The sequence below is a fragment of the Paenarthrobacter sp. CC6 genome, assembly GCF_040560085.1.
Taxonomy (GTDB): Bacteria; Actinomycetota; Actinomycetes; order Actinomycetales; family Micrococcaceae; genus Arthrobacter; species Arthrobacter nicotinovorans.
The window spans coordinates 404,710-423,866 of record NZ_JARDAN010000005.1 but is presented as its reverse complement, the minus strand read 5'-3'; the positions used below and the strand labels follow the sequence as shown (position 1 = coordinate 423,866).

22 protein-coding genes are annotated in these 19,157 nt (G+C 61.8%); 14 read left to right on the top strand and 8 right to left on the bottom strand.

All coding sequences use genetic code 11. The features are described 5' to 3' along the window. The 5 genes from PV760_RS04410 (at position 1) to PV760_RS04390 (ending at position 3,723) form a co-directional block, all read left to right on the top strand. Positions 1 to 1,650 carry an ABC transporter substrate-binding protein gene (locus PV760_RS04410; RefSeq protein WP_079581160.1) on the top strand — a complete coding sequence of 550 codons (1,650 nt, stop codon included), beginning with the start codon at positions 1 to 3 and terminating at the stop codon, positions 1,648 to 1,650. 74 nt (positions 1,651 to 1,724) lie between these two features. After that, a complete protein-coding gene (locus tag PV760_RS04405; RefSeq protein WP_229778614.1) occupies positions 1,725 to 2,342 on the top strand; it encodes a DUF624 domain-containing protein in 618 nt (205 codons plus the stop codon). Positions 2,343 to 2,458: 116 nt separating this feature from the next. Beyond that, positions 2,459 to 2,830, top strand: a complete 372-nt coding sequence (locus PV760_RS04400) for a hypothetical protein (RefSeq protein WP_354627234.1) — start codon at positions 2,459 to 2,461, stop codon at positions 2,828 to 2,830. A 9-nt stretch (positions 2,831 to 2,839) separates the two neighbouring features. Continuing rightward, positions 2,840 to 3,112: a matrixin family metalloprotease gene (locus PV760_RS04395; RefSeq protein ID WP_354627233.1), complete on the top strand. Its 273-nt coding sequence runs from the start codon at positions 2,840 to 2,842 to the stop codon at positions 3,110 to 3,112. A 29-nt stretch (positions 3,113 to 3,141) separates the two neighbouring features. Beyond that, a complete protein-coding gene (locus PV760_RS04390) occupies positions 3,142 to 3,723 on the top strand; it encodes a hypothetical protein (protein ID WP_354627232.1) in 582 nt (193 codons plus the stop codon). 83 nt (positions 3,724 to 3,806) lie between these two features. Here PV760_RS04390 and PV760_RS04385 read toward each other — a convergent pair whose 3' ends face one another. Genes PV760_RS04385 through PV760_RS04375 form a run of 3 tightly spaced genes read right to left on the bottom strand, consistent with a single transcriptional unit; the run spans position 3,807 to position 5,511 of the window. Next, positions 3,807 to 4,292 carry a DinB family protein gene (locus PV760_RS04385; RefSeq protein ID WP_079581158.1) on the bottom strand — a complete coding sequence of 162 codons (486 nt, stop codon included), beginning with the start codon at positions 4,290 to 4,292 and terminating at the stop codon, positions 3,807 to 3,809. Continuing rightward, positions 4,289 to 4,720, bottom strand: coding sequence for a VOC family protein (locus PV760_RS04380; protein ID WP_079581157.1), 432 nt, complete (start codon positions 4,718 to 4,720; stop codon positions 4,289 to 4,291). The genes PV760_RS04385 and PV760_RS04380 overlap by 4 nt, the downstream gene beginning before the upstream one ends. 35 nt (positions 4,721 to 4,755) lie before the next feature. Beyond that, positions 4,756 to 5,511 carry an SDR family oxidoreductase gene (locus PV760_RS04375; RefSeq protein ID WP_179128332.1) on the bottom strand — a complete coding sequence of 252 codons (756 nt, stop codon included), beginning with the start codon at positions 5,509 to 5,511 and terminating at the stop codon, positions 4,756 to 4,758. A gap of 257 nt (positions 5,512 to 5,768) precedes the next feature. Here PV760_RS04375 and PV760_RS04370 point away from each other — a divergent pair, with 257 nt between their 5' ends. After that, the gene (locus tag PV760_RS04370; protein WP_018777157.1) at positions 5,769 to 6,458 is read left to right on the top strand and encodes a hypothetical protein; all 690 of its coding nucleotides are present in this window, start codon (positions 5,769 to 5,771) and stop codon (positions 6,456 to 6,458) included. A gap of 14 nt (positions 6,459 to 6,472) precedes the next feature. Here the strand turns inward: PV760_RS04370 and PV760_RS04365 are convergent, their stop codons facing one another. Then, on the bottom strand, positions 6,473 to 6,973 hold the full coding sequence (locus tag PV760_RS04365; RefSeq protein WP_354627231.1) for a GNAT family N-acetyltransferase: 501 nt from the start codon (positions 6,971 to 6,973) through the stop codon (positions 6,473 to 6,475). A gap of 158 nt (positions 6,974 to 7,131) precedes the next feature. Then, positions 7,132 to 9,477: a glycoside hydrolase family 3 N-terminal domain-containing protein gene (locus tag PV760_RS04360; protein ID WP_354627230.1), complete on the bottom strand. Its 2,346-nt coding sequence runs from the start codon at positions 9,475 to 9,477 to the stop codon at positions 7,132 to 7,134. A gap of 196 nt (positions 9,478 to 9,673) precedes the next feature. On the opposite strand from PV760_RS04360, the gene PV760_RS04355 reads away from it, so the two are divergent. The 4 genes from PV760_RS04355 to PV760_RS04340 are packed head-to-tail and all read left to right on the top strand — an operon-like array spanning position 9,674 to position 13,562. Continuing rightward, on the top strand, positions 9,674 to 10,780 hold the full coding sequence (locus PV760_RS04355) for a Gfo/Idh/MocA family protein (protein ID WP_079581153.1): 1,107 nt from the start codon (positions 9,674 to 9,676) through the stop codon (positions 10,778 to 10,780). A 23-nt stretch (positions 10,781 to 10,803) separates the two neighbouring features. After that, the gene (locus tag PV760_RS04350; RefSeq protein WP_079581152.1) at positions 10,804 to 11,766 is read left to right on the top strand and encodes a DUF6807 domain-containing protein; all 963 of its coding nucleotides are present in this window, start codon (positions 10,804 to 10,806) and stop codon (positions 11,764 to 11,766) included. A gap of 1 nt (position 11,767) precedes the next feature. Next, entirely contained in the window at positions 11,768 to 12,514 is a 747-nt protein-coding gene (locus PV760_RS04345) for a cupin domain-containing protein (protein ID WP_354627229.1), read from the top strand. Positions 12,515 to 12,539: 25 nt separating this feature from the next. Beyond that, positions 12,540 to 13,562, top strand: coding sequence for a LacI family DNA-binding transcriptional regulator (locus tag PV760_RS04340; RefSeq protein WP_354627228.1), 1,023 nt, complete (start codon positions 12,540 to 12,542; stop codon positions 13,560 to 13,562). Positions 13,563 to 13,602: 40 nt separating this feature from the next. Here the strand turns inward: PV760_RS04340 and PV760_RS04335 are convergent, their stop codons facing one another. Beyond that, positions 13,603 to 14,019, bottom strand: coding sequence for a hypothetical protein (locus tag PV760_RS04335; RefSeq protein ID WP_354627227.1), 417 nt, complete (start codon positions 14,017 to 14,019; stop codon positions 13,603 to 13,605). A gap of 266 nt (positions 14,020 to 14,285) precedes the next feature. On the opposite strand from PV760_RS04335, the gene PV760_RS04330 reads away from it, so the two are divergent. Both PV760_RS04330 and PV760_RS04325 read left to right on the top strand, forming a co-directional pair. After that, positions 14,286 to 15,023 (top strand): ANTAR domain-containing response regulator, encoded by a 738-nt coding sequence (locus tag PV760_RS04330; RefSeq protein ID WP_354627226.1) that lies wholly within the window; start codon positions 14,286 to 14,288, stop codon positions 15,021 to 15,023. 167 nt (positions 15,024 to 15,190) lie between these two features. After that, positions 15,191 to 16,558: an MFS transporter gene (locus tag PV760_RS04325; RefSeq protein WP_110505833.1), complete on the top strand. Its 1,368-nt coding sequence runs from the start codon at positions 15,191 to 15,193 to the stop codon at positions 16,556 to 16,558. Positions 16,559 to 16,693: 135 nt separating this feature from the next. Here the strand turns inward: PV760_RS04325 and PV760_RS04320 are convergent, their stop codons facing one another. Beyond that, complete coding sequence (locus PV760_RS04320) at positions 16,694 to 17,881, bottom strand: TerC/Alx family metal homeostasis membrane protein (protein WP_018777168.1); 1,188 nt, start codon at positions 17,879 to 17,881, stop codon at positions 16,694 to 16,696. Between the two features lie 179 nt (positions 17,882 to 18,060). Between PV760_RS04320 and PV760_RS04315 the strand changes: the two genes are divergently transcribed. Then, positions 18,061 to 18,504 (top strand): hypothetical protein, encoded by a 444-nt coding sequence (locus tag PV760_RS04315; RefSeq protein WP_354627225.1) that lies wholly within the window; start codon positions 18,061 to 18,063, stop codon positions 18,502 to 18,504. Then, positions 18,501 to 18,806 carry a winged helix-turn-helix domain-containing protein gene (locus PV760_RS04310; RefSeq protein ID WP_055974529.1) on the top strand — a complete coding sequence of 102 codons (306 nt, stop codon included), beginning with the start codon at positions 18,501 to 18,503 and terminating at the stop codon, positions 18,804 to 18,806. Before PV760_RS04315 ends, PV760_RS04310 begins: the two co-directional genes overlap by 4 nt. Positions 18,807 to 18,895: 89 nt before the next feature. Here PV760_RS04310 and PV760_RS04305 read toward each other — a convergent pair whose 3' ends face one another. After that, the gene (locus tag PV760_RS04305) at positions 18,896 to 19,135 is read right to left on the bottom strand and encodes a PLDc N-terminal domain-containing protein (protein ID WP_064722006.1); all 240 of its coding nucleotides are present in this window, start codon (positions 19,133 to 19,135) and stop codon (positions 18,896 to 18,898) included. Positions 19,136 to 19,157: the final 22 nt, after the last annotated feature.

The window sequence follows — 19,157 nt, the reverse complement described above, 5'->3', positions numbered from 1 at the left end:
ATGAAAGGAAACCCCATGATCAGCACACGAGAGTTCCGCAGGAGGGACTTCCTCGGCCTCGCATCCGTTGTCACCATCGGCCTGATGATGACCAGTTGTGATTCCGACACCTCCGAGAAGGTGGACACTTCCAAATCCCGCAACGGTGCGATGGAGAGTTTCAAGGTTGGTGACACATTCAAGGCGACGACGCCGTTGACGTTCACGTTCCTGTTCTCCGACCAACCCACCTATCCCTACAAGAAGGACTGGCTGCTGTTCACCAAGATGGCCAGCGACAACAACGTCACACTGGAACCGACCATCGTCCCCAACAGTGACTACGAGCAGAAGCGCAGCCTGCTCATCAGCTCCGGCAGTGCACCGGAAATCATCGCCAAGACCTACCCGGGACAGGAGTCGGCGTTTGTCTCCGCGGGAGCGGTGCTGCCCGTCAGCGACTATGTGGACCTGATGCCGCACTTCCAGGAGAAAGTGAAGAAGTGGAAGCTCGAACCGGAAATTGAAGCGCTGACCCAGGAAGACGGCAAGTACTACGTTCTTCCCGGATTGCATGAGGAATTGTGGCCGGACTATTCCCTGTGTTTCCGCAAGGATGTGCTGAAGAAGGAGGGTCTTTCCGAGCCGAAGACGTGGGACGAGTTCCGCGATGTGCTGCGCTCGCTGAAGAAGGCCTACCCGGACGTTGTTCCCTTCTCCGACCGGTTCAAGGGTGACAGCGTCCTCAACATCGCCAGCGCAGCGTTCGGGACGGTGGCCGGTTGGGGATTGGTTGACGGGCTCCAGTTCGATGAAGGTAAGAAGCAGTTCGCATTCGCCGCGGGGTCGGACAAGTTCAAAGACCTGGTGACGTACTTCAACTCGCTCATATCCGAAGGACTGATGGATCCCGAAAGCTTCACCCAGACGGACGATTCCGCTATCCAGAAGTTTGTCTCGGGGAAGTCCTTCGTCATCAGCGCCAACTCCCAGAATGTCATTACCTATCGGACCTCCATGGAACAGTCATTGGGCAAGGGCAACTTCGAGATCGGCAAGATCATTGTTCCAGGAGGCCCTGCGGGCGACATTATTGGCGGCAGTCGCTTGGAGAACGGCATCATGTTGAACTCCTCGGTGAAGGATAAGGACAGCTTCGTGGCGCTTATCCAGTACATCGACTGGCTTTTCTACAGTGATGCCGGGCAGGAATTCAGTAAATGGGGTGTGGAAGGAACCACGTTCACCAAGGAAGGCGGTAAGCGCAAGCTTGCGGCCGACATCAACTTCCAGGGGCTCAACCCTGCAGGCACCAAGGATCTTCGTGTTGACTACGGGTTCTCCGGCGGCAACTTCGCCTACGGCGGCACGACGGAACTCCTGCAGTCCACGTTCAATGAAGAAGAACTGGCCTTCCAGGAAGCGATGAAGTCGAAGAAGCCACGCCCGGTCGCGCCGCCGGTCCCATTCAACGACGTCGATCGCGAACAAGCCACGTTGGCCCTCACCCCGCTGAAGGACCACGTCAAGCAGAACACCCTCAAGTTCATCACCGGCCAACGTCCCCTCGGCGAGTTCGACGCCTACGTCAAGGAACTCGACAGCAAAGGCCAGACAAAATACGTGGAGCTGGCGAACAAGGCCTACAAAGCGTACGCGGACAAGAAGTAGATCCGATGGCAGGCAGGAAGCCAGAATTCGGAACGGGACCACTGTTCAAAGCCGCCGGCACTGTATATGGCATCATGACCGGGAGTGCTCTGTTGGTGTTGGCCAATGCACCGGCGGTTCTCATGCCGTTGCTGGTCGGTGTACTCGGGCCAGGTGCGCTGCTGGGGTTTGTCCTAGTGGGACCTTCTGTTGTGGCTTCCTGCTATGCCTTCAATCGACTTCTTGCAGGCGGGGACAGGGGAGTGTTCCGTGACTTCCTGGCTTCGTACCGTCTGAACTTCAAGCAGGCACTGCTCGTGTGGCTGCCCTACATGCTGTTCCTGGGTGTCATCGCTTTCAACCTGAGCGTCCTCCCCGGCTCACCGGACGCTGCCTCAGGATTCGGGATGCAGTTCGCCGCACGGATAGGTCTGGTGGGTCTCGCGCTCCTGGTCTGCACTGCCGCCATGAACGCGATGCTCATCCTTTCCCGCTTCAGCTTCCGCGCCCGGGACGTCTACCGGTTGTCCCTCTACGCTTTGGGCGTGGAGAAGAGGGTGTCGTTGGGCACCGCCGGGATCCTGTTCGTGACCGCCTTCATTCTGGGAATGACCACCGTCTGGTTGATGCTCTTTACAGCCGGTTTGGTGCTGTACCTCGTCTGCCTCAATTCCCTTTCAATGCTGAGGTTCGTTGAAGCCAGGTTCACCTGAGGACGGCGCAGGATCCTGCCTGGCGGTGTCCTATCCGAACCGACAGAAATCAATCAGCACTCTTTCAAGAGATCTGCGTCACGTTCTCGAGGGCGGCCCCACAGAAGGAGTAGGGGGTGCAATGGGCGTCCTCTGTGGCAAGTGATGGGGAAAAATATGAACAGGGAGAATTGCGTCCGCGGATCAAATTTCAACTCGGCACAAAAGGGCCGACGTCGCTTTGGCTTAAATCGCTGACCGTAGGGTTGGTGATACTTCTGATGACAGCACTTGGCATGAGCCCTGCAAAGGCATATGTCCTTGAGGGCGTTCGGTGGGAAGGCACGCCGACCAGCGGTTGTTGCGCAACCATTTACATTCAGTACCAGCCAAGTATGTACAGCATCAACATAGCAGGCTGGGATAATGGTCGTTATGCATGGAACGTCGCTCCGGACAACATCTACCTTCCCAGCGGACCCGGCGCGCTGACGGTTGACGATGCGTAGGCCTCTACCGTGGGATGGGATGGTGTCACCTATTACAGCTGGCACAGCTGCTCGACAGGAAACTGCTTTGCTTATGCCAACGCGTATCTGAACTATTACTACACGTCAGGCTACTCTTCGGCCACGATCCAAGGAGTCGCAGCTCACGAGCTGGGTCACGCTATCGGACTAGGCCACGCCGGCGGCTGCATTCTCATGACTTCCTCCACCTCCACACGAAATAGCTGTGGGGTATTTGGGCCAACCAATGATGACAACAACGGCACTATTGCCCTGTACTAATTGCTCTGTTCAGAGAGGATGCTGAAATCATGAGGACACAATTCATAAAGAAGACCGCATTTCCACGTATGGCTTCAACGGTAATCGCCCTAGTAACTATTGCGGGTCTCTCGGGATGCGCAGGTTCGCCCGAGGTGGCTAATTCAAGCAGCTCCGTCAATACCGTAGGCATGGACGCCAGTTGGGCGGAGAGCTACGACAATTTGACGGATCTAAAAGCGCACAGCGCGCTGGCTGTCGAGGGAAGCTTCACGCGAATCATAGACGAATCCAAGATCAAAACTGTCCCTATCACGGATTTTGAGTTCACCGTTGACGAAGTAATCCATGATCCCGCGGGCACCCTGAAAGAGGGGACCCGCATAACCGTGCGACAGACCGGCGGGTCTGTTGACGGGGTTCTTCATCAGATCTCAGACGACCCGTTGTTCAAGATTTCTGAAAATGCCGTCCTGTTCCTCAAAGAGCCGGAGCCTGGCCTATTTTATGTAATCGGTGGACCGTCAGGGCGCTTTGAAGTCATCAACGGAAGGGTCACACCTTTCGACGCTGAGGGAACAAAGTTTGAGGGCACCCTGGAAGACTTCGCCGCGGCGGTGAAGGGTTCCTAGGTCGTCAAAACTCAGAGGGGGCATGTCGCCGGGAACTGCTGTCCTATCCGATTTTTGGGTAAGCAGTCTTGGTGGCAGCCCCCTCAATCTTCTGTGACCTGTTCCCGCAGGATATCCGCGTGCCCGCAGTGCTGGGCCAGTTCACGCAGCATATGCAGATACACCCAGCGCAAGGGGAGGGGGCCGCGGCGGTTGCCGGGGAGAAGGTCGTCCAGCCCCAGGTCCGACGTAGCCTTCCGCGAAGCCTCGCAGGCCGCCGAGTAAGCCGCTTGAATGCTGGCGATGGTGTCTTCTTCACCGAGGATAAAGGACTCATCCGGTGTGGCCGGAATGCCAATCTCGGCCCGAGGCCTGCAGGTGATGGCTTCGTCGAACCACACCTTCTCCACGAAGGTGGCGTGCTTCACGAGACCCAGCAGCGTCGTACGTGAGGGGACCAGCCGCCGTCGTGCCTGTTCCTCGGTGAGTCCGTCCAAGCTGGCGTTCAGCGCGCGGCGGTGCTCGTCCAGGAAAGCCTCGAATTGCGTCCGGATGTCGTCGTGGGTGACGTCCTGCGTGGAGGCGCTCATGCGAAAACCACCGTTCCGTCCTCGTCGATCCGCCAGCCGGGGTTGTGCGCGATCTCCCAGACGATGCCGTTGGGATCCTTGATGTGCCCGTGGAAAATGCCGCCGAAAGCACCTGCCTGTGCGGGCTTGATCAGCGTGGCGCCGGCCTTCACAAGTGCGTCGATGGTCTTGGAAACCTCATCTGGGCTGCCGACGTTATGGGAGAGCGTCACCCCACTCACGCCAGGGGTTTGGATGCCGCTGGCCAGGTCCTGATCGAACTTTTCGGCGTCGAACAGGCCGAGCATCAAACCCGGCGCAACCTGGAAGAAGAGGATTTCGCCGGGCACGTCCATGTGCGGCTCCCAACCGAGCCCGTCCTTGTAGAAGGCGCGGGCCCGGTCGAGGTCAGGCGTGGCGAACGTGATGAAGTGCAGTCGCTGGTCCATACGGACATGCTAGCGACAGGGTACGACGCCGGAAGCTAGCTCAGGCGCTGACGGGTGCCGTTCAGATGGGAAGCCGGGGCGTCGAAGAGCGCGGCGATGTGTTCGCCAAGTTCGTTGACATGCGTGTAGCCGGGGAACTTGCGGTGCGGCGCGGCCTCCTTCATGGCATCGTCCAAAAGGGCTTTCACAATGAAAACCACGGCGGCCGAGGTCTGTTCCTTGGGCTCAGTCTTGTGGCCGGACTGGGCTGCGTTGAAACCGTCGGCGACGCCGAGGACCCATGCTTCGGAGGCGGCCTTGATGGCCGAATAGCTGGCGCCCCCGGCGGTGGGGTTCGCTGCCGCCGTGGCGGAAACGATGGCGAGGCGGCCCCGCGGCGATGCCTCCAAATCCGGGTAGAAAGCGCGGGAGGTATTCCGGAGGGTGGTCATGATGCTGGTGTGCAGGACGTCCCAGTCCTCGTCCCTCTGGCCCGTGATTCCTTCGCCTCCGCGCCAACCGCCGACCAAGTGGATGAGCCCGTCAACGGGACCAAGGTCGTTCCGGACCGAGGCCGCCAGCTTCTCCACCGACTCTAGGTCTGCCAGGTTGCAGGTGTAGGGGACTACGCCATCGTGGTTCTTGGCGAGTTCTTCCAAGCGGGCGGCGTCGAGGTCGACGGCGGCAACCCGGGCTCCCGCAGCGAGCAGTGCCGCCACCGCTGCCTGGCCGGCGGCACTGGTTGATCCTGCCACCACAATGTTGAGGGCCGGTGTGGATGCCACGTCGTTGTGGTCATTCGTAGTAGGCAAGGTGTGTCCTTCCAAGACGTAATCACGGTCGGAAGGAGCATATCCGGTGGACAAGGTTGGCTTATGCCTAGATTCGCTTAGAGATAGAGGATCTAATGCTCAGTGCTTATTGGGTCCTCTAAGCAAGCCAGTGAGTGTGGCTGCTTGACGTTGAAGTTCCGATCGGTGGCAGCGTCTGCGGGCCCAAAAATCCAGATGATTGAGCGACTCGCCATGGCCTGTTGAGGCACCGTCGGCAGCGGTGGGAGGATGGAGCGGTGGAACCCCTCTTCGACTTCCTTGGCAGTTACTGGTGGCTCATCTTCCCCATCGGCGGGATGGCTGGCGGCTGGGCGAGATCGTGGTCCAAAGCGAGTGAAGAGCGGCACCGCCGCAAGGTCGAGTTGCTGAAGTTGCGCAACCAGCTGGCGGTGCACGAGGAAGCAAACCAGGCTGAGGTGGTCTCACTGATGACCGCCCACGATTCGGTCAATCACAGATGGCTGGAGTACGAACTCGACGTCGGCAATCTCATCGACTTTCCGCTGATGACCGACGTCCGTGAGCCGCTGACCGTCGCTTTCCTGCGCGCCAAGAAGGAAGCCGACGGCTTGCGTCCCGGAGCGCCGGAGGAGATCTCGACGCCGGCCCGGCTCGCCGAGTACCGCGCGGCAGTCCACAGCTACGAACTGGCATTCGATGTCGCGGAGCGGGAGGCCCGGCGCATCAAGGACGGCAACTTCAGCGGCCCGGAGCGGCAGCGCCTGGCTACGGCCCGGAAACTGCTGCGCATTGCCGAGGACACCGCAGCTACACCTGCGGAACGGCAAACTGCGTACAAGCGCGCACGCAAGGAACTCGACGGCCTGATCGTCCTTCCCGAAGCAACAGTTGCCGCGCTGGAAGGCAAGATCGCCGGAATGCTGGATACCCGGAAGGACCCGGACACGGACGTGAAGTTCGCGTGAGGCCGGAGAGGCGGCTAACGGAGCTCGACACCCATCACGGTCCGAACCGTGGAGCCCGCAAGGTCGTCCTCAAGGTGCCGCATTCCGATCCGTTCGGCAACGCGCCTGGAGGCAACATTGTCGGGGTGGATGATGGCTACCAGGCGATCAACTTCCACCACATCCCGGGCGTATTCGAGGCATGCCAAAGCGGCTTCCGTGGCATAGCCCCGCCGCTGAAGATCCAGGCGTACGTGGTAACCAACCTCAAGCTCGGACCGGCCATTGACGTTCTGCCACGTCAACCCGCAGTCGCCGACAAAATCGCCGTCGTGGGTTTCCACGATCCACAACCCGTACCCATGGTGGGCATAGTTCGCCCGGTTCCAGTCGATCCAGGCGGCTGCTTCTTCCCGGGTTTTGGGCGCCGGGTAGTACGTCATGACGTGGGGGTCACCGAGCAGGCTGCTCATCCCGTCGATGTCAGCAGGCGTCATCTCGCGAAAGCGCAATCGTTTGGTTGGGAGGGGGAGCATCTCCGAAGCCTACCGGCAGCCGACCCCGCCGTGGGCCGTGCTTCCATTACCTTCTTTGAACTCCGTTGGACGCTTATGCAACCGGAATCGGCTGAATTTGGGGCCAACGAATGCCAAAGTGGGTCGTGAACCTACAGACAGCCCACGTGGGTACCCGTTCAAGCCGTAGCCCGCACCCGCACCGGAGTGAGCATCTCCCGTTCGAACCCGACCACACGGCGTGGCCCGTGGAGGATTACTTCGTGGGTGGCCGCATCTGAGGCGCAGGAGGTGGAAACGTGCAGCTTCACCAGGCCGGGCGTCACGACACGCTGCAGGTCCAATCCGGTAAAGGACGTGCGGTCCGCATGGACCACGAACTCCACCTCGGAAGAAGCTCCCGCCGGCAACTCCACCCGCGCATACCCGATCAACTCGCGGACCGGACGCACTACTTCACCCACGGGATCTTCCAGATACAGCTGGACAACCTCGGCGCCATCACGGAGACCGGTGTTCGTGACCGTACAGCTGACGGTGACCGAGTCCGACGTCGACATCGCCGGTGCGCTGCTCTGGTGATCCGACAATTCGAAGCTGGTGTAGGACAAACCGTGCCCGAACCCATACAGCGGCGAGGGATCCAGCGCACTGACTTCAGTGCGACCGGCAAGCCGGGAGTGCAAGTAGGTGCCGGGCTGGCCACCGGACGACCTCGGCACGGAGACTGGCAACTTGCCGGAGGGATTGACGACGCCGGTGAGCACGTCCCAGAGTGCCTCGCCGCCGGCTTCGCCAGGGAAGAACCCTTGAACGATCGCGTCGGCCCGGTCGACGAAGTCGCCGAGTGCATAGGGTCGCCCGCTCAGGACGACCACCACGGCACGGGATCCGGAATTCGCGCAGGCCGCAAGGACCCGGTCAAGCATCCGGTGCTGATCGCCGGGAAGGTGGAGGTCGGCGGCGTCGTTCCCTTCGCCTGAGGTGCCGCGACCAAAGAGTCCCGCGTTGTCACCGACCACCACCACACAGGTGTCCACGGAGGCGGCTATCTGGCATGCCTCGGCAATTTCAGTCTCCGTGGCCACCTCACAATTTCCGGTCACGGAACTGAGCACAGAATCGAAACGCTCGGCCGCAACAGCCGCGACCGAAGGAACTGAGATGCCCATGGGAACATCAGGATGCGATGCGCCGACATGGGCATCGAAGGAGTAACAACCCAGCATGGCGAACGGGTCATCGGCCAAGGGACCCACCACACCCAGAGATCCGCCGGATGGCAACGGGAGCGCTGGAGCTCCGTCGAACGATCCGTTGCTCAACAGGACCAAGGACTGCGCTGCCAACTCACGCGCAAGGGCCCGGTCTTCGGTGCGATCGAGTTCAATAGCTGCTGACAAGGCCGGCGGAGCAGGGGAGAAGTCGGGGGACAGGAGCCCCACCTGGGCCTTCTGCGTCAGGACCCGGCGGAGTGCCTGGTCAACCACAGCTACGTCCAGGGCGCCCTCTTGGACACGGGCGACGAGCGGCGCGCCAAAGCAATTCACGGTCGGGAGCTCCACATCAACGCCCGCGGAGAGGGCCAATATGGCCGCCTCTCCGGAATCTGCTGCAACGCCGTGGGTGACATCGAGGAACGCGACGCCGAAGTAGTCCGCCACCACTGTGCCGTTGAAACCCCACTCCTGACGGAGCAGCCCGGTCAAAAGGGCACGATTCGCGGCGGCGGGTACGCCGTCGATGTCGGTATAGGCGTGCATCACCGACCTGGCGCCACCATGCCGGAGGGCCATTTCGAAAGGCGGCAGCATGACGTCGGCGAGTTCCCGGGGACCCATGGAGACAGGGGCATGGTTGCGGCCGGCCTGCGAGGCCGAGTAGCCCACAAAGTGCTTGAGGGTGGAAACGATCCCGGTTGATTCCAGGCCCTGAACATAAGCGGTTGCTACAGTTCCCACCAGGTAAGGGTCCTCACCGATCGTCTCCTCGACCCGGCCCCAGCGGAGATCACGGACAACGTCCAGCACCGGAGCCAGGCCCTGATGCACCCCGAGGGAGCGCATGCTTTCACCGATCCGGGAGGCCATCTCCTTCACCAGGCCAGGATTGAAAGTGGCGCCCCAAGCCAGGGGGACGGGGAAGGCTGTGGCCTTCCAGGCGGCCAACCCGGCCAGGCATTCCTCGTGGACTTGGGCGGGAATGCCGAACCTGGATGCGGCCATGATCTGTTCCTGGGCTGCGGCCAGCCGTCGCGCACCCTCCGCGGGCTCCACGGGAACAGTCCCGTACATGCGGGTGATCTGTCCCAGGCCATCGGCAATGATGTCGTCCCAGGAGCGGTCGTCTCCGGCCATTTGGCTCTGCAAAGGTGCAACGGAATCACCATCTGTGGAGGCGTTGACCCACACGCCTGCCAACTGTGCCAGCTTTTCTTCCAGAGTCATTTCACGGATGAGATGCTCCACGATGCCGGACGCTGGAACGCGGGCGAGTGCGTGCTGATCGGCGGCACCGGTGCTCACAAGCTTCTCCTCGGGATCTGGGTTGGTTCTTAGAAAGTATCAGAAACTTTAATCAACTTGCTAGGCAGATTTTCTGTTGATTTATGAGGATTTTCTCCATAGCGTTGTGTCATTGGTGGGCAGTTGTGGATAAGTTGCTCACTAAAAAATCAGAAACTTTCGGACATAATTGCTTACGCTCAACGGAGAGACCCATATGCAGACTTACAGGGTGGCCATCATCGGAACAGGCGGGATCGCAGCTGTTCACGCGTCCAACCTGGCCCGCACCGACAACAGAGCGACGTTGATCGCCGCGTGCGATGTCGAAGACGCACGCTTGCAGGCCTTCGCGGATGAGCATGGGATCGCCGGCCGCTACCAGAACCTCACGGAGTTGTTGGCCGAGGCCAAACCGGACATCGTGCACCTGTGTACTCCGCCCATGATGCACATTGACCAGGCGATCGAGTGCCTTGAGGCCGGTGTGCACGTCCTGTCCGAGAAGCCTCCGGCACTCAGCCTTGCCGACTTCGACAGGCTCAACACCGCAGAGGCCACGGGCGGCGCCCAGTTCTCGTGCGTCTTCCAGCACCGCTTCGGTGACGCCTCGGCAGCTGCAAGGGGTTTGATTGGTGGCAGCGATTTCGGACGACCCCTCGTAGCCCGCTGCGACACGCTGTGGTACCGGCCGGATGAGTATTTCGATCTTCCGTGGCGCGGCACGTGGAAAGCGGAGGGCGGTGGGCCCACGATGGGCCACGGCATCCACCAGTTCGATCTCCTCCTGCACCTCCTGGGGCCATGGGACGAGGTGCACGCAATCGCCTCGCGGCAAGCCCGGGCCACGTCGACCGAGGACTTCTCCGCCGCGCTCGTCCGCTTCGAAAACGGCGCGGCCGCGACGGTCATCAACTCGCTGCTCTCGCCGCGCGAAACCTCGGACATCCGCGTGGATTGCGAATACGCCACCGTCGAACTCAGCCACCTTTACGGTTACGGCACCAAGGACTGGACCATTACGCCCGCGCCTGGCCACGAGGCCGCCGTCTCCGCCGCCTGGTCCAGCCAACCGTTGGAGCGGGGCAGCGGGCACTCTGCGCAGTTCCTCGCCATGTATGACGCGCTCGACGCCGGCCTGCCGCTCCCAGCCGGGGCGGACTCAGCCCGGCAGACACTGGAGTTCGCTGCCGCGATTTACGCGTCGGCCTTCACAGGTGCCCCCGTTCGTCGCGGAGAGATCGTCCCCGGCCACGCCTTCTATGAGGGCATGGACGGGGAAGGCCGGGGGACCCGCGTCCTGGCCGCCACCGCCCGCGCCTAACCACCACGTAAACGGAGAACACCATGACCAGCACAGCCCAAAGCTCCTACACTCAAACCCTTGGTTACACCGACGACGGCCGTGCCCTGACCTTCACGGTCGGCGCCCAGGACATCGCCACGTACACCTATCTGCCTGTAGATGAGCAGTACGAGAGCCCCCGACCCTTCTTCCACCCACTGAAGACACTGGAAGGCGATGAAGTTACCATCTCCAGGCCGTGGGACCACGTCTGGCACAAAGGCCTGTCCTGGGCGCTGCCGAACGTGGGAGAGCACAACTTCTGGGGCGGTGCCACCTACACCCGGGACACCGGCTACGCGAACCTGGACAATAACGGTGCCATGAACCACCGGGCATTCACGTCCATTGAAGACTCCGGCGAAGGCATCACCGCTGCGGAAACACTGCTCTGGAGTGCGCAACCCTCCGGCGACGGGCAGAATGGTCAGCCGCTCATCGTCGAGAAGCGCCGGTTCGGCATTCAGCTCCTTCCCACCCTCAATGCGTGGGCACTCCTCTTCGAAACAGAGATGAGCAACGTCTCCGGCGCCGAGATCGGGATCGGGAGCCCCACAACAGAGGGTCGCGACAACGCAGGTTACGGCGGGCTGTTCTGGCGCGGGCCGCGCTCATTCACAGGCGGGGAATTCCGCTCCGAAGCAGGGACCGGTGCTGACGAATTCATGGGCACGCGCTCAGAGTGGATCGCGTTCACCGGTCAGCACGACGTCACATGCCGGAAGTCCAGCATCCTGTTCGTCGAGGACCAAGCCAACCCTGGTGCCTCCAACCAGTGGTTCGCCCGCTCCTCCATGTTCGCCTGCCTCGGGTCGGCTCCATTCTTCAGCGAAGTAGTCCCGCTCACGGAGGCCGAGCCGCTCACGTACCGGTACGCCGTCGTGATTGCCGACGGCGACCTGGAAGGCGGGCAAGCTGCCGCGCTCGCGGCTGCCGCCAAGGCAGCACTGGAGGGCTGGGCCTGACATGTGCAACACATTTCCGGGGGCCACCGCCGTATCCGAGGTCAGTATCTATGACTGGCTAGGGGCGGATGGCAGAGCCGGCGGCTCACCGCACGTGCACACCGCCTCTACGGAGGCATATGTGGTGCAGCAGGGGACTGGTCGCTTGGAAACCTTGGACTCGCGAGGGTTCACCTCCACGCCGTTGGCCCCCGGAACGGTGGTCTGGTTCACGCCGGGTACCGTCCACCGTGCCATCAACGACTCGGGCGATTTGAGGGTGCTGATTGTCATGCAGAACGCCGGCCTTCCGGAGAACGGCGACGCGGTGATGACCTTTCCGCCCGTGCACCTGGTGGACGTTGACGCTTACGCGCGTGTTGCGTCCCTTCCGTCCCGGGATGCCGACGGCGGTGACGCGGCGGCGGAGGCGGCCGCGCGCCGTCGTCGGGACCTGGCTTTGGAGGGTTATCTGGCCCTGAAGGCGGCCGTGCAGGAGTCGGGGGTCGGGGCGCTGGCGGAATTTCATGCCGCGGCCGCGAGGTTGGTGAGCGGCAAGACCGGAAACTGGCGAGACTACTTGGTTGGGGGCGCTGCGCGGCAGGCGGAGCTGACGGGGCGGCAGTTGGAGTCTCTCGAGTCCATGGAAAGTTTCTACTTGCAGGATGCGAGGACTACGATGGGCGAACGGAAAACCCGCAGGATCTATGGCATGTGCGGCCGGATCCAGGCGTGGGAACTTTCCGAAACAGACATCGCCGCGGGGTGATCCCGGGCTGGAAAGGTGGGGACCCATGGTGACCAAGCAGGACTCTGGACGGGCCACGATCAGCGAGATCGCCCGTGAGGCCGGAGTCTCGGTGCCCACCGTATCCAAGGTTCTCAACGGCCATGCCCATGTTGCCGCAGCCACACGTGCCAGGGTCGAAGAGATCATCGCCAAGCGTGACTATGCGCGGCGGCCGGCCAAACGGAGCAAGAAGGCCGGGCTCGTGGATCTTGTGTTCCCAGGCATGGGCTCCGAATGGGCCTGCGAGATTATCGAAGGCGTAGAGCGCGTGGCGCAGGAAGCCGGCTACGGCACCGTCGTCAGCAGCCTGTCCTTGGACGGTTCCAGGATCCGTCCTTGGCTGGCGAACCTCGCTGAGCGGAAGTCCGACGGCGTGCTGCTTGCCGTTTTCGGTCTGGACCAGAAGCAGATTCAGCGCATCAAATCCTTGGGTATCCCCGTCATTCTGATCGATCCTGTGGGGCAACCCGGGCCGGACCTCATGACCGTGGGTGCCGCCAACTGGGACGGCGCTTTCTCTGCCACCGAGTATCTGCTGAAGTTGGGCCACACCCGGATCGGAATGATCGGGGGCCGCGAGGACCTCCAATGCAGCGGCGCCCGTGAGGACGGCTACGTGGCAGCGCTGCGGCGGGGTGGTATTGAGGTGGATCATTCCCTTATGGTGCCGGGCGATTTCTCCACCGAGTCCGGTTCCAGTGGGACGGAAGCGTTGCTGGCCCTTTCCAACCGGCCCACCGCGATCTTTACCGGCAACGATGCCCAGGCGCTCGGTGCTTACCGGGCTGCACGCTCAGCAGGCCTTCGCATTCCCGAGGATCTTTCCATCATCGGCTTTGACGACATCCCCGCAGCTGAATGGATAGAGCCCGGCCTCACCACCATCCGCCAGCCCGTGGTGCAGATGGCCGAAACTGCCATGCGCGCGCTCCTCCGTCACCTCGAAGGAGATGAGGAGCTGCCGCAGCGGATCGAGCTGGGGACTGAGCTTGTGGTCAGGGGCTCGACGGCGGGGCCGGCGTCTTAGCCGTTACTGCTTTGGGCTGTGGACATCTACGGCAGGGCTGCTAGCCACGGCCCATGCTTGTGGAGGGGTCGCCGCCGCCTTCGGAAGGGTCTGCCCGGAGGTCATTGGGATCGTCGCTGGGTAGTCCAGCCGGTCCCGGGACGTCGCCTGATCTGGCCGGGACGTCGGTGTCTTCCTGGCTGTCTTGGCGGGTCCCGCCGTCGTCATCTTGCCTGCGGGGCTGTGTTCCGCCGTCGGGTTCTCCCGGGGCGCGCCGACGACCGGTCGGACGGTCCTCCTTCGGGGAGAGGTCCTCGTCCATGGCGTTGGAGCCTTCGCTGATGGACGAGTGGACCTGGATGTCATTGTCCTTCCCGCCGGGTTCAGGGACCTGGCCCTTGTCTGCGGGGTCGGAGGTTCCGGCCAGGTCTTCCATGGCATTTTCTGTGGCTTTGCGGATGCTGTCTTCTACGCCCATCTGATGACTCCTTTGCGCGAATGGCCCCGTGGTGGGACCCCGTTTGCATAATAAGCCTACTTACTTTCTTTGTCGTGTAAAAGCCCGGACGGGGTTGACAAAATGGCTTGTACCGGTGATTGTTCCCGCAGGTCAGCACCTCTTGCGCCGCACTTTGTACCGTCGATCGTTGGGCGATAAGGTATTGCCAGACCGTTTTGCAGAGGGCGGCCCTTTTCGCTCCTTTGCTGTCTGCTGGGGACGCATTTCAGTCAGTAGGAACGTGCATGGTCAACCCCCTCCCCGAGCATGAAGCTCTCCAGAACGGATACTTTTTGGATCTCGTCCTGGGAAGCGAGGACGTTGAGGCTTTTCTCAGCGACCTCGCGGCTTTCTCAGCCGAGAGCCTCTCTCACCCGGAGAGCCCCGTATACAGCGGCATCACAGTGTTACGTCGCAAGAAGTCGGCAACTGCCGCAAGCAGTGACGAGCGCGCCCGCGTCATGGATCAGCTCCAAAGCACCTTCGAAGGTCCCTGCCTCACTGCCATGGACAAGCTCACCCCCGTACTGGTCCCGGATCTCCTGAGCGACCAGCGTTGGCCGGCCTATATCCAGGCCGCCTCCGACCAAGGGCTTCGCTCCATCCTGAGCGTTCCGCTCCTGGTCGAGGGCGATACGCGCGCTGCCCTGAACCTGTACTCCGAGAAACCGGATGCGTTCAAAGCCGAGGACATGGAGCGGGCCGAGGTTTTCGCCTCCCACGCCTCCAAGTCGCTGCGTCTCGCCTTGAAAATCGCACAACTCAGCGATGCCCGGAACGACCTGGCAACAGCGATGCAGTCGCGCACCGTCATCGACCTCGCGGTCGGGGCGATCATGGCGCAAAACCATTGCAGCCAGGAGGAAGCTTTCACTATCCTGCGGACGGCCTCCAGCAACCGGAACATCAAGCTGCGGCATCTGGCCAAGTCCATCATCGCGGCTGTGTCTTCCGGGAAGATCACCACGCACTTCGAGGAGTGAGTACATTCTGCTGGATCATCGTCGCCCGCACATCGGTGCACCCGCGGAATTCCAGGGTTGGGTGCCGGTGCCACGCCGGATGATCCAGCAAAATTTGCCCGAACCAGTAAGTCCGCCCACCGAACCCGTTTCGTAACCCGAGGCAACCATGGAGCAGACTGGGTTGGGTGACCGCCAAGAAACCCCGTCCCGGACTCGCGATTGCTGCGCTGAGCCTCGGAACTGCACTGAACCCGCTGAACTCGTCCATGATCGCTGTTGCACTGGTGGTCCTTCGGGAGCATTTTGAGCTCGACGTCGCAACAGTCACCTGGGTGATCACCTCGTTCTATCTGGCGTCCGCGGCAGGGCAACCCCTCATGGGCAGGCTGGCTGACCGCTTCGGGCCCCGGCGGCTGTTCATGTTCGGCATGGCCTTGGTTGCTGTTACTTGTGCGATCGCGCCGTTCCTGCCCAACTTTGCGCTGGTTTGTGTGGCCCGCGCGCTCATGGCTGTAGGGACCGCGACGGCGTACCCGTCCGCCGTCGTGATGGTCACCGAACTAAGCCGGCTGGCGAACTTGCCGTCCACCCGGCCGCTGGGCCGGATCCAGATGGCCAACACCTCGGCCGCTGCTGTGGGTCCCGTGGTGGGCGGCCTGTTGGTGAGCCTGGTGGGGTGGCAGGCGCTGTTCGCGATCAACGTGCCCATCGCGCTGCTCGCGTTGTTTGTTGTCCGGCAAACTGCACCTGCCGATTCGGGCAGGGAGACCGGTTCGCTGGGAACGCTGATACGGGATTCCGACATCCCCGGCATCCTCGCGTTCGTCACCTCCCTCATGCTCGCCATGATGGCGCTGCTCAACGTGATGCCGGGCTACCGCTGGTACCTTCTGGGAGCGGCTACCGTGATTGGCGCTCTTTTTGCCTGGCGCGAGCTGCGGTTCAGGCCGCCGTTCCTGGACCTCCGGCTGCTGGGCCGCAACCGCCCGCTGTTGCTGGTCTACATGCTGTTCATTGTTTTCAGCGGCGTGTATTACTTTGCGTTCTTCGGCCTGCCGCAGCTGCTGCAGGAAGCGGGCCATTACGACGCCGGTGTGGTAGGCCTGCTGATGCTTCCCCTTGCGGCGTTGTCGGTTGTGGTGACGCCGCTGACGGTGCGGTTCATTGAGCGGTTCGGTGTGCGTTCGGTGCTGATCGCCGGCGTCGGGATCCTGACGCTCGCGGCAGGAACACTTGGCGTCCTGACGATGACGTTGTGGGCTCCGGTGGTGTTCGTGCTGACTGCCTTGATGGGTGTTCCGTATGGCGTGGTCAGTACGGCGTCGAACCAAGGCCTGTATGTTTCGGCCCGTCCCGAGGAGAGGGGTGTGGCGGCTGGCATCTTCCAGACGTGCCGCTACCTTGGCGCGATCACCGCAACCGTGCTGATCGGTGTGCTGTATGGACCGGGTGTGAACCAGGCGAACTGGGGCATCATGGTCCTGGTGATGCTCGGGCTTAGTGCCTTGGTGCTGGTGCTCGCGGTGATGTGGCGGAAACCGGCGGCCGTTTAGCGGATCGGTTGGGCCCGATTCGATGGCCCGCTGCGCATTCGACGTTGCCCGTCATCGAATGTGCAGGTGAACATCGAAACGGGACCCTGGCAGTGGTACCAGAGTCCCGTTTTCATGCTGATACGAGGGCTGTGCTTAGCGGTTGAGGAACGCCTCGTGCTGGCGGTGGGCTTCTGCCACCTGTTCGCGGATCTTCTCCACGTCCTTTGCCTTGTTCCGATACTTCAGGGGCATCTGGACGATCTGGGCTTCCTCCGCGGTCAATGCCCGGTAGATACGCTCGCGCTCATTGGCGTCGGCGGTGTAGTCGAGGTCCAAGTAGTCCACGGCGTGGCGGCGGGCGTTGTTGATGGCAGTTTGGGCCTTGCCTGCCGGGCTTATCAGTGAGAGCACCACGGTGATGACCAGGACGCCGATGATGACGCTCAGCGATAGGCCTGTGGTGATCTCGATGACGTTGACGTGTTCACCGCCATTGATGAACGGCAGGTTGTTCTCGTGCAGCGCGTGGAGAATCAGCTTGACGCCGATGAACGCGAGGATGGCCGCCAGGCCGTAGGAGAGGTAGATGAGGCGGTCCAGCAGTCCGTCGATCAGGAAGTAGAGCTGGCGCAGGCCCATCAGCGAGAACGCCGTCGCCGTGAACACGATGAAGACGTTCTGCGTCAGGCCGAAGATAGCGGGGATGGAGTCGAGGGCGAAGAGGATGTCCGTGCCGCCGATGGCCACCATCACCAGGAGCATGGGAGTCAGGGCACGCTTGCCGTTGACCATGGTGAAGAGCTTGTCGCCGTCGTATTTATCCGTGGTGTGGAAGAGCTTTTTGGCGAGCCGGATGATGAAGTTGTTCGCTTGGTCGTCGCCGTGGTCGCCGGGTTTGAGGAGGTTGCCGGCCGTAAGGAGCAGGATGAGGCCGAAGATGTAGAAGACCCAGGCGAACGAGTTGATGAGCGCGGCGCCGAGGAAAATGAAGCCGGTGCGGGCGATCAGTGAGAACACGATGCCGAACAACAGGACCTTCTGCTGGTCTTCACGCGGCACCCGGAAGCTCGCCATGATGATCAGGAAGACGAACAGGTTGTCGACCGAGAGGGCCTTCTCCGTAATGTATCCGGCGAAGTACTCCGAACCCATCTGTGCTCCGCCAAAGACCAGTACCAGGATGCCGAAGACGACTGCCAGGCCTACGTAGATGGACGACCAGATGGCTGCTTCCTTCAGGGAAGGAACGTGGGCCTTGCGGATGTGGAAGAAGTAGTCAAAGGCCAAGAGCGCCAGAATGACGACGATGGTGATGCCCCAGATGAGGGGAGAGACGGTCATATGATCCTGCTTTCGTGAGGCGCGCGAGTGGTGTTGCTCACCGAGGGTCAAACTCGTGGAATCAAATTTACCGGGTCTGGTGGGGCTGGTGGTAACGGGAGGGCAGTGGAAAGTACTTGACAGAGTGGAAAGTACTTTCTAGAGTTGCTCTATCAAGTAAACGCATCTTTGGGGGAACCATGAACGACACCACAGGCGGCCCTTCCGCTGCAGAAGCACGCGAGCTCCTTGCCAAGGCAGAGGCCATCAGCGCCACCTCAACCAACGCAGCGGCCTGGCCGGTTGCCGTCACCTTTACCAGCCTCGCGATCATTGGATCGCTGCTCATGATCGGTATGCACATCGTGCTCGTGACCGGTTACGGCGCAGCCCTGTTAGCCATTTCGGTGGGTGCCTGGGCTGCCGTCACAGCCTCCGTCTGGCCCATGTTCCAGCGGTCCACCAAGGCCGGCTACACCAGGCGCTTCCTCACGTCCCTGTTTGCGTACTTTGCCCTTTACATAGTGGCGCTCGTGGTGGGCTCCTCGTTCTTCCGGGACGGCAACCTGTGGTTCTACCTCCCGGCGGCCATTGCTCTCGGTGCAGTGGGCCTGGCAGCGGCCTTCCGCGAGCTGCGCGCATGACCACCCCCGCAGAACACCCGCGCCACAAGCTCAACGAACTGGTCCATTCACCCGTCCGGTTCTCCATCATGGCTGCGCTCGCCGGCGCGGAATCGATGGACTTCAAGGACATCCGCGATGCCATCCAGGTGAGCGATTCCGTCTTGAGCAAGCAACTGGCCATCCTGGAGAAGGCCGAGTACGTGAAGATCAAGAAGAGCTTCGCGGGGAAAATGCCGCGGACGTCGGCCAGTCTGACGGCATTGGGCCGGGACGTATGGGCTGCGCACTTGCAGACGCTGCGGGAGATTGCGGGCGGGTGACGGCCGGCCCGTCGGAAGGCGTGCGACGGCGAGACGCGCCTTGCGGGGGCCGGGCGCCCGGCGGGTAAGCGCCCGGCGGCTAAGTGCCCCTAAAGGGTTTTTTTCAGGCGGACGTGGTCACTGCCGCCGGCGATCTGGGGTTTGGTGTAAAGCCATGCCAAGATGCCAATGAGCGGCAGGGCGAAGATCAGTAGCGCCCATACAGTTCGCGTTGCTTGGTCAAGGCGCTTGTCACCAAGAACGTCGAACAAGCCCCAAATGATTGATCCCATGACAAAGAGTGCCGCGGCTCCCGCCAAGATCGCTGGTATCCATTGCAAAGCTTCCATGCCGTTCCCCCTTGAACATGCG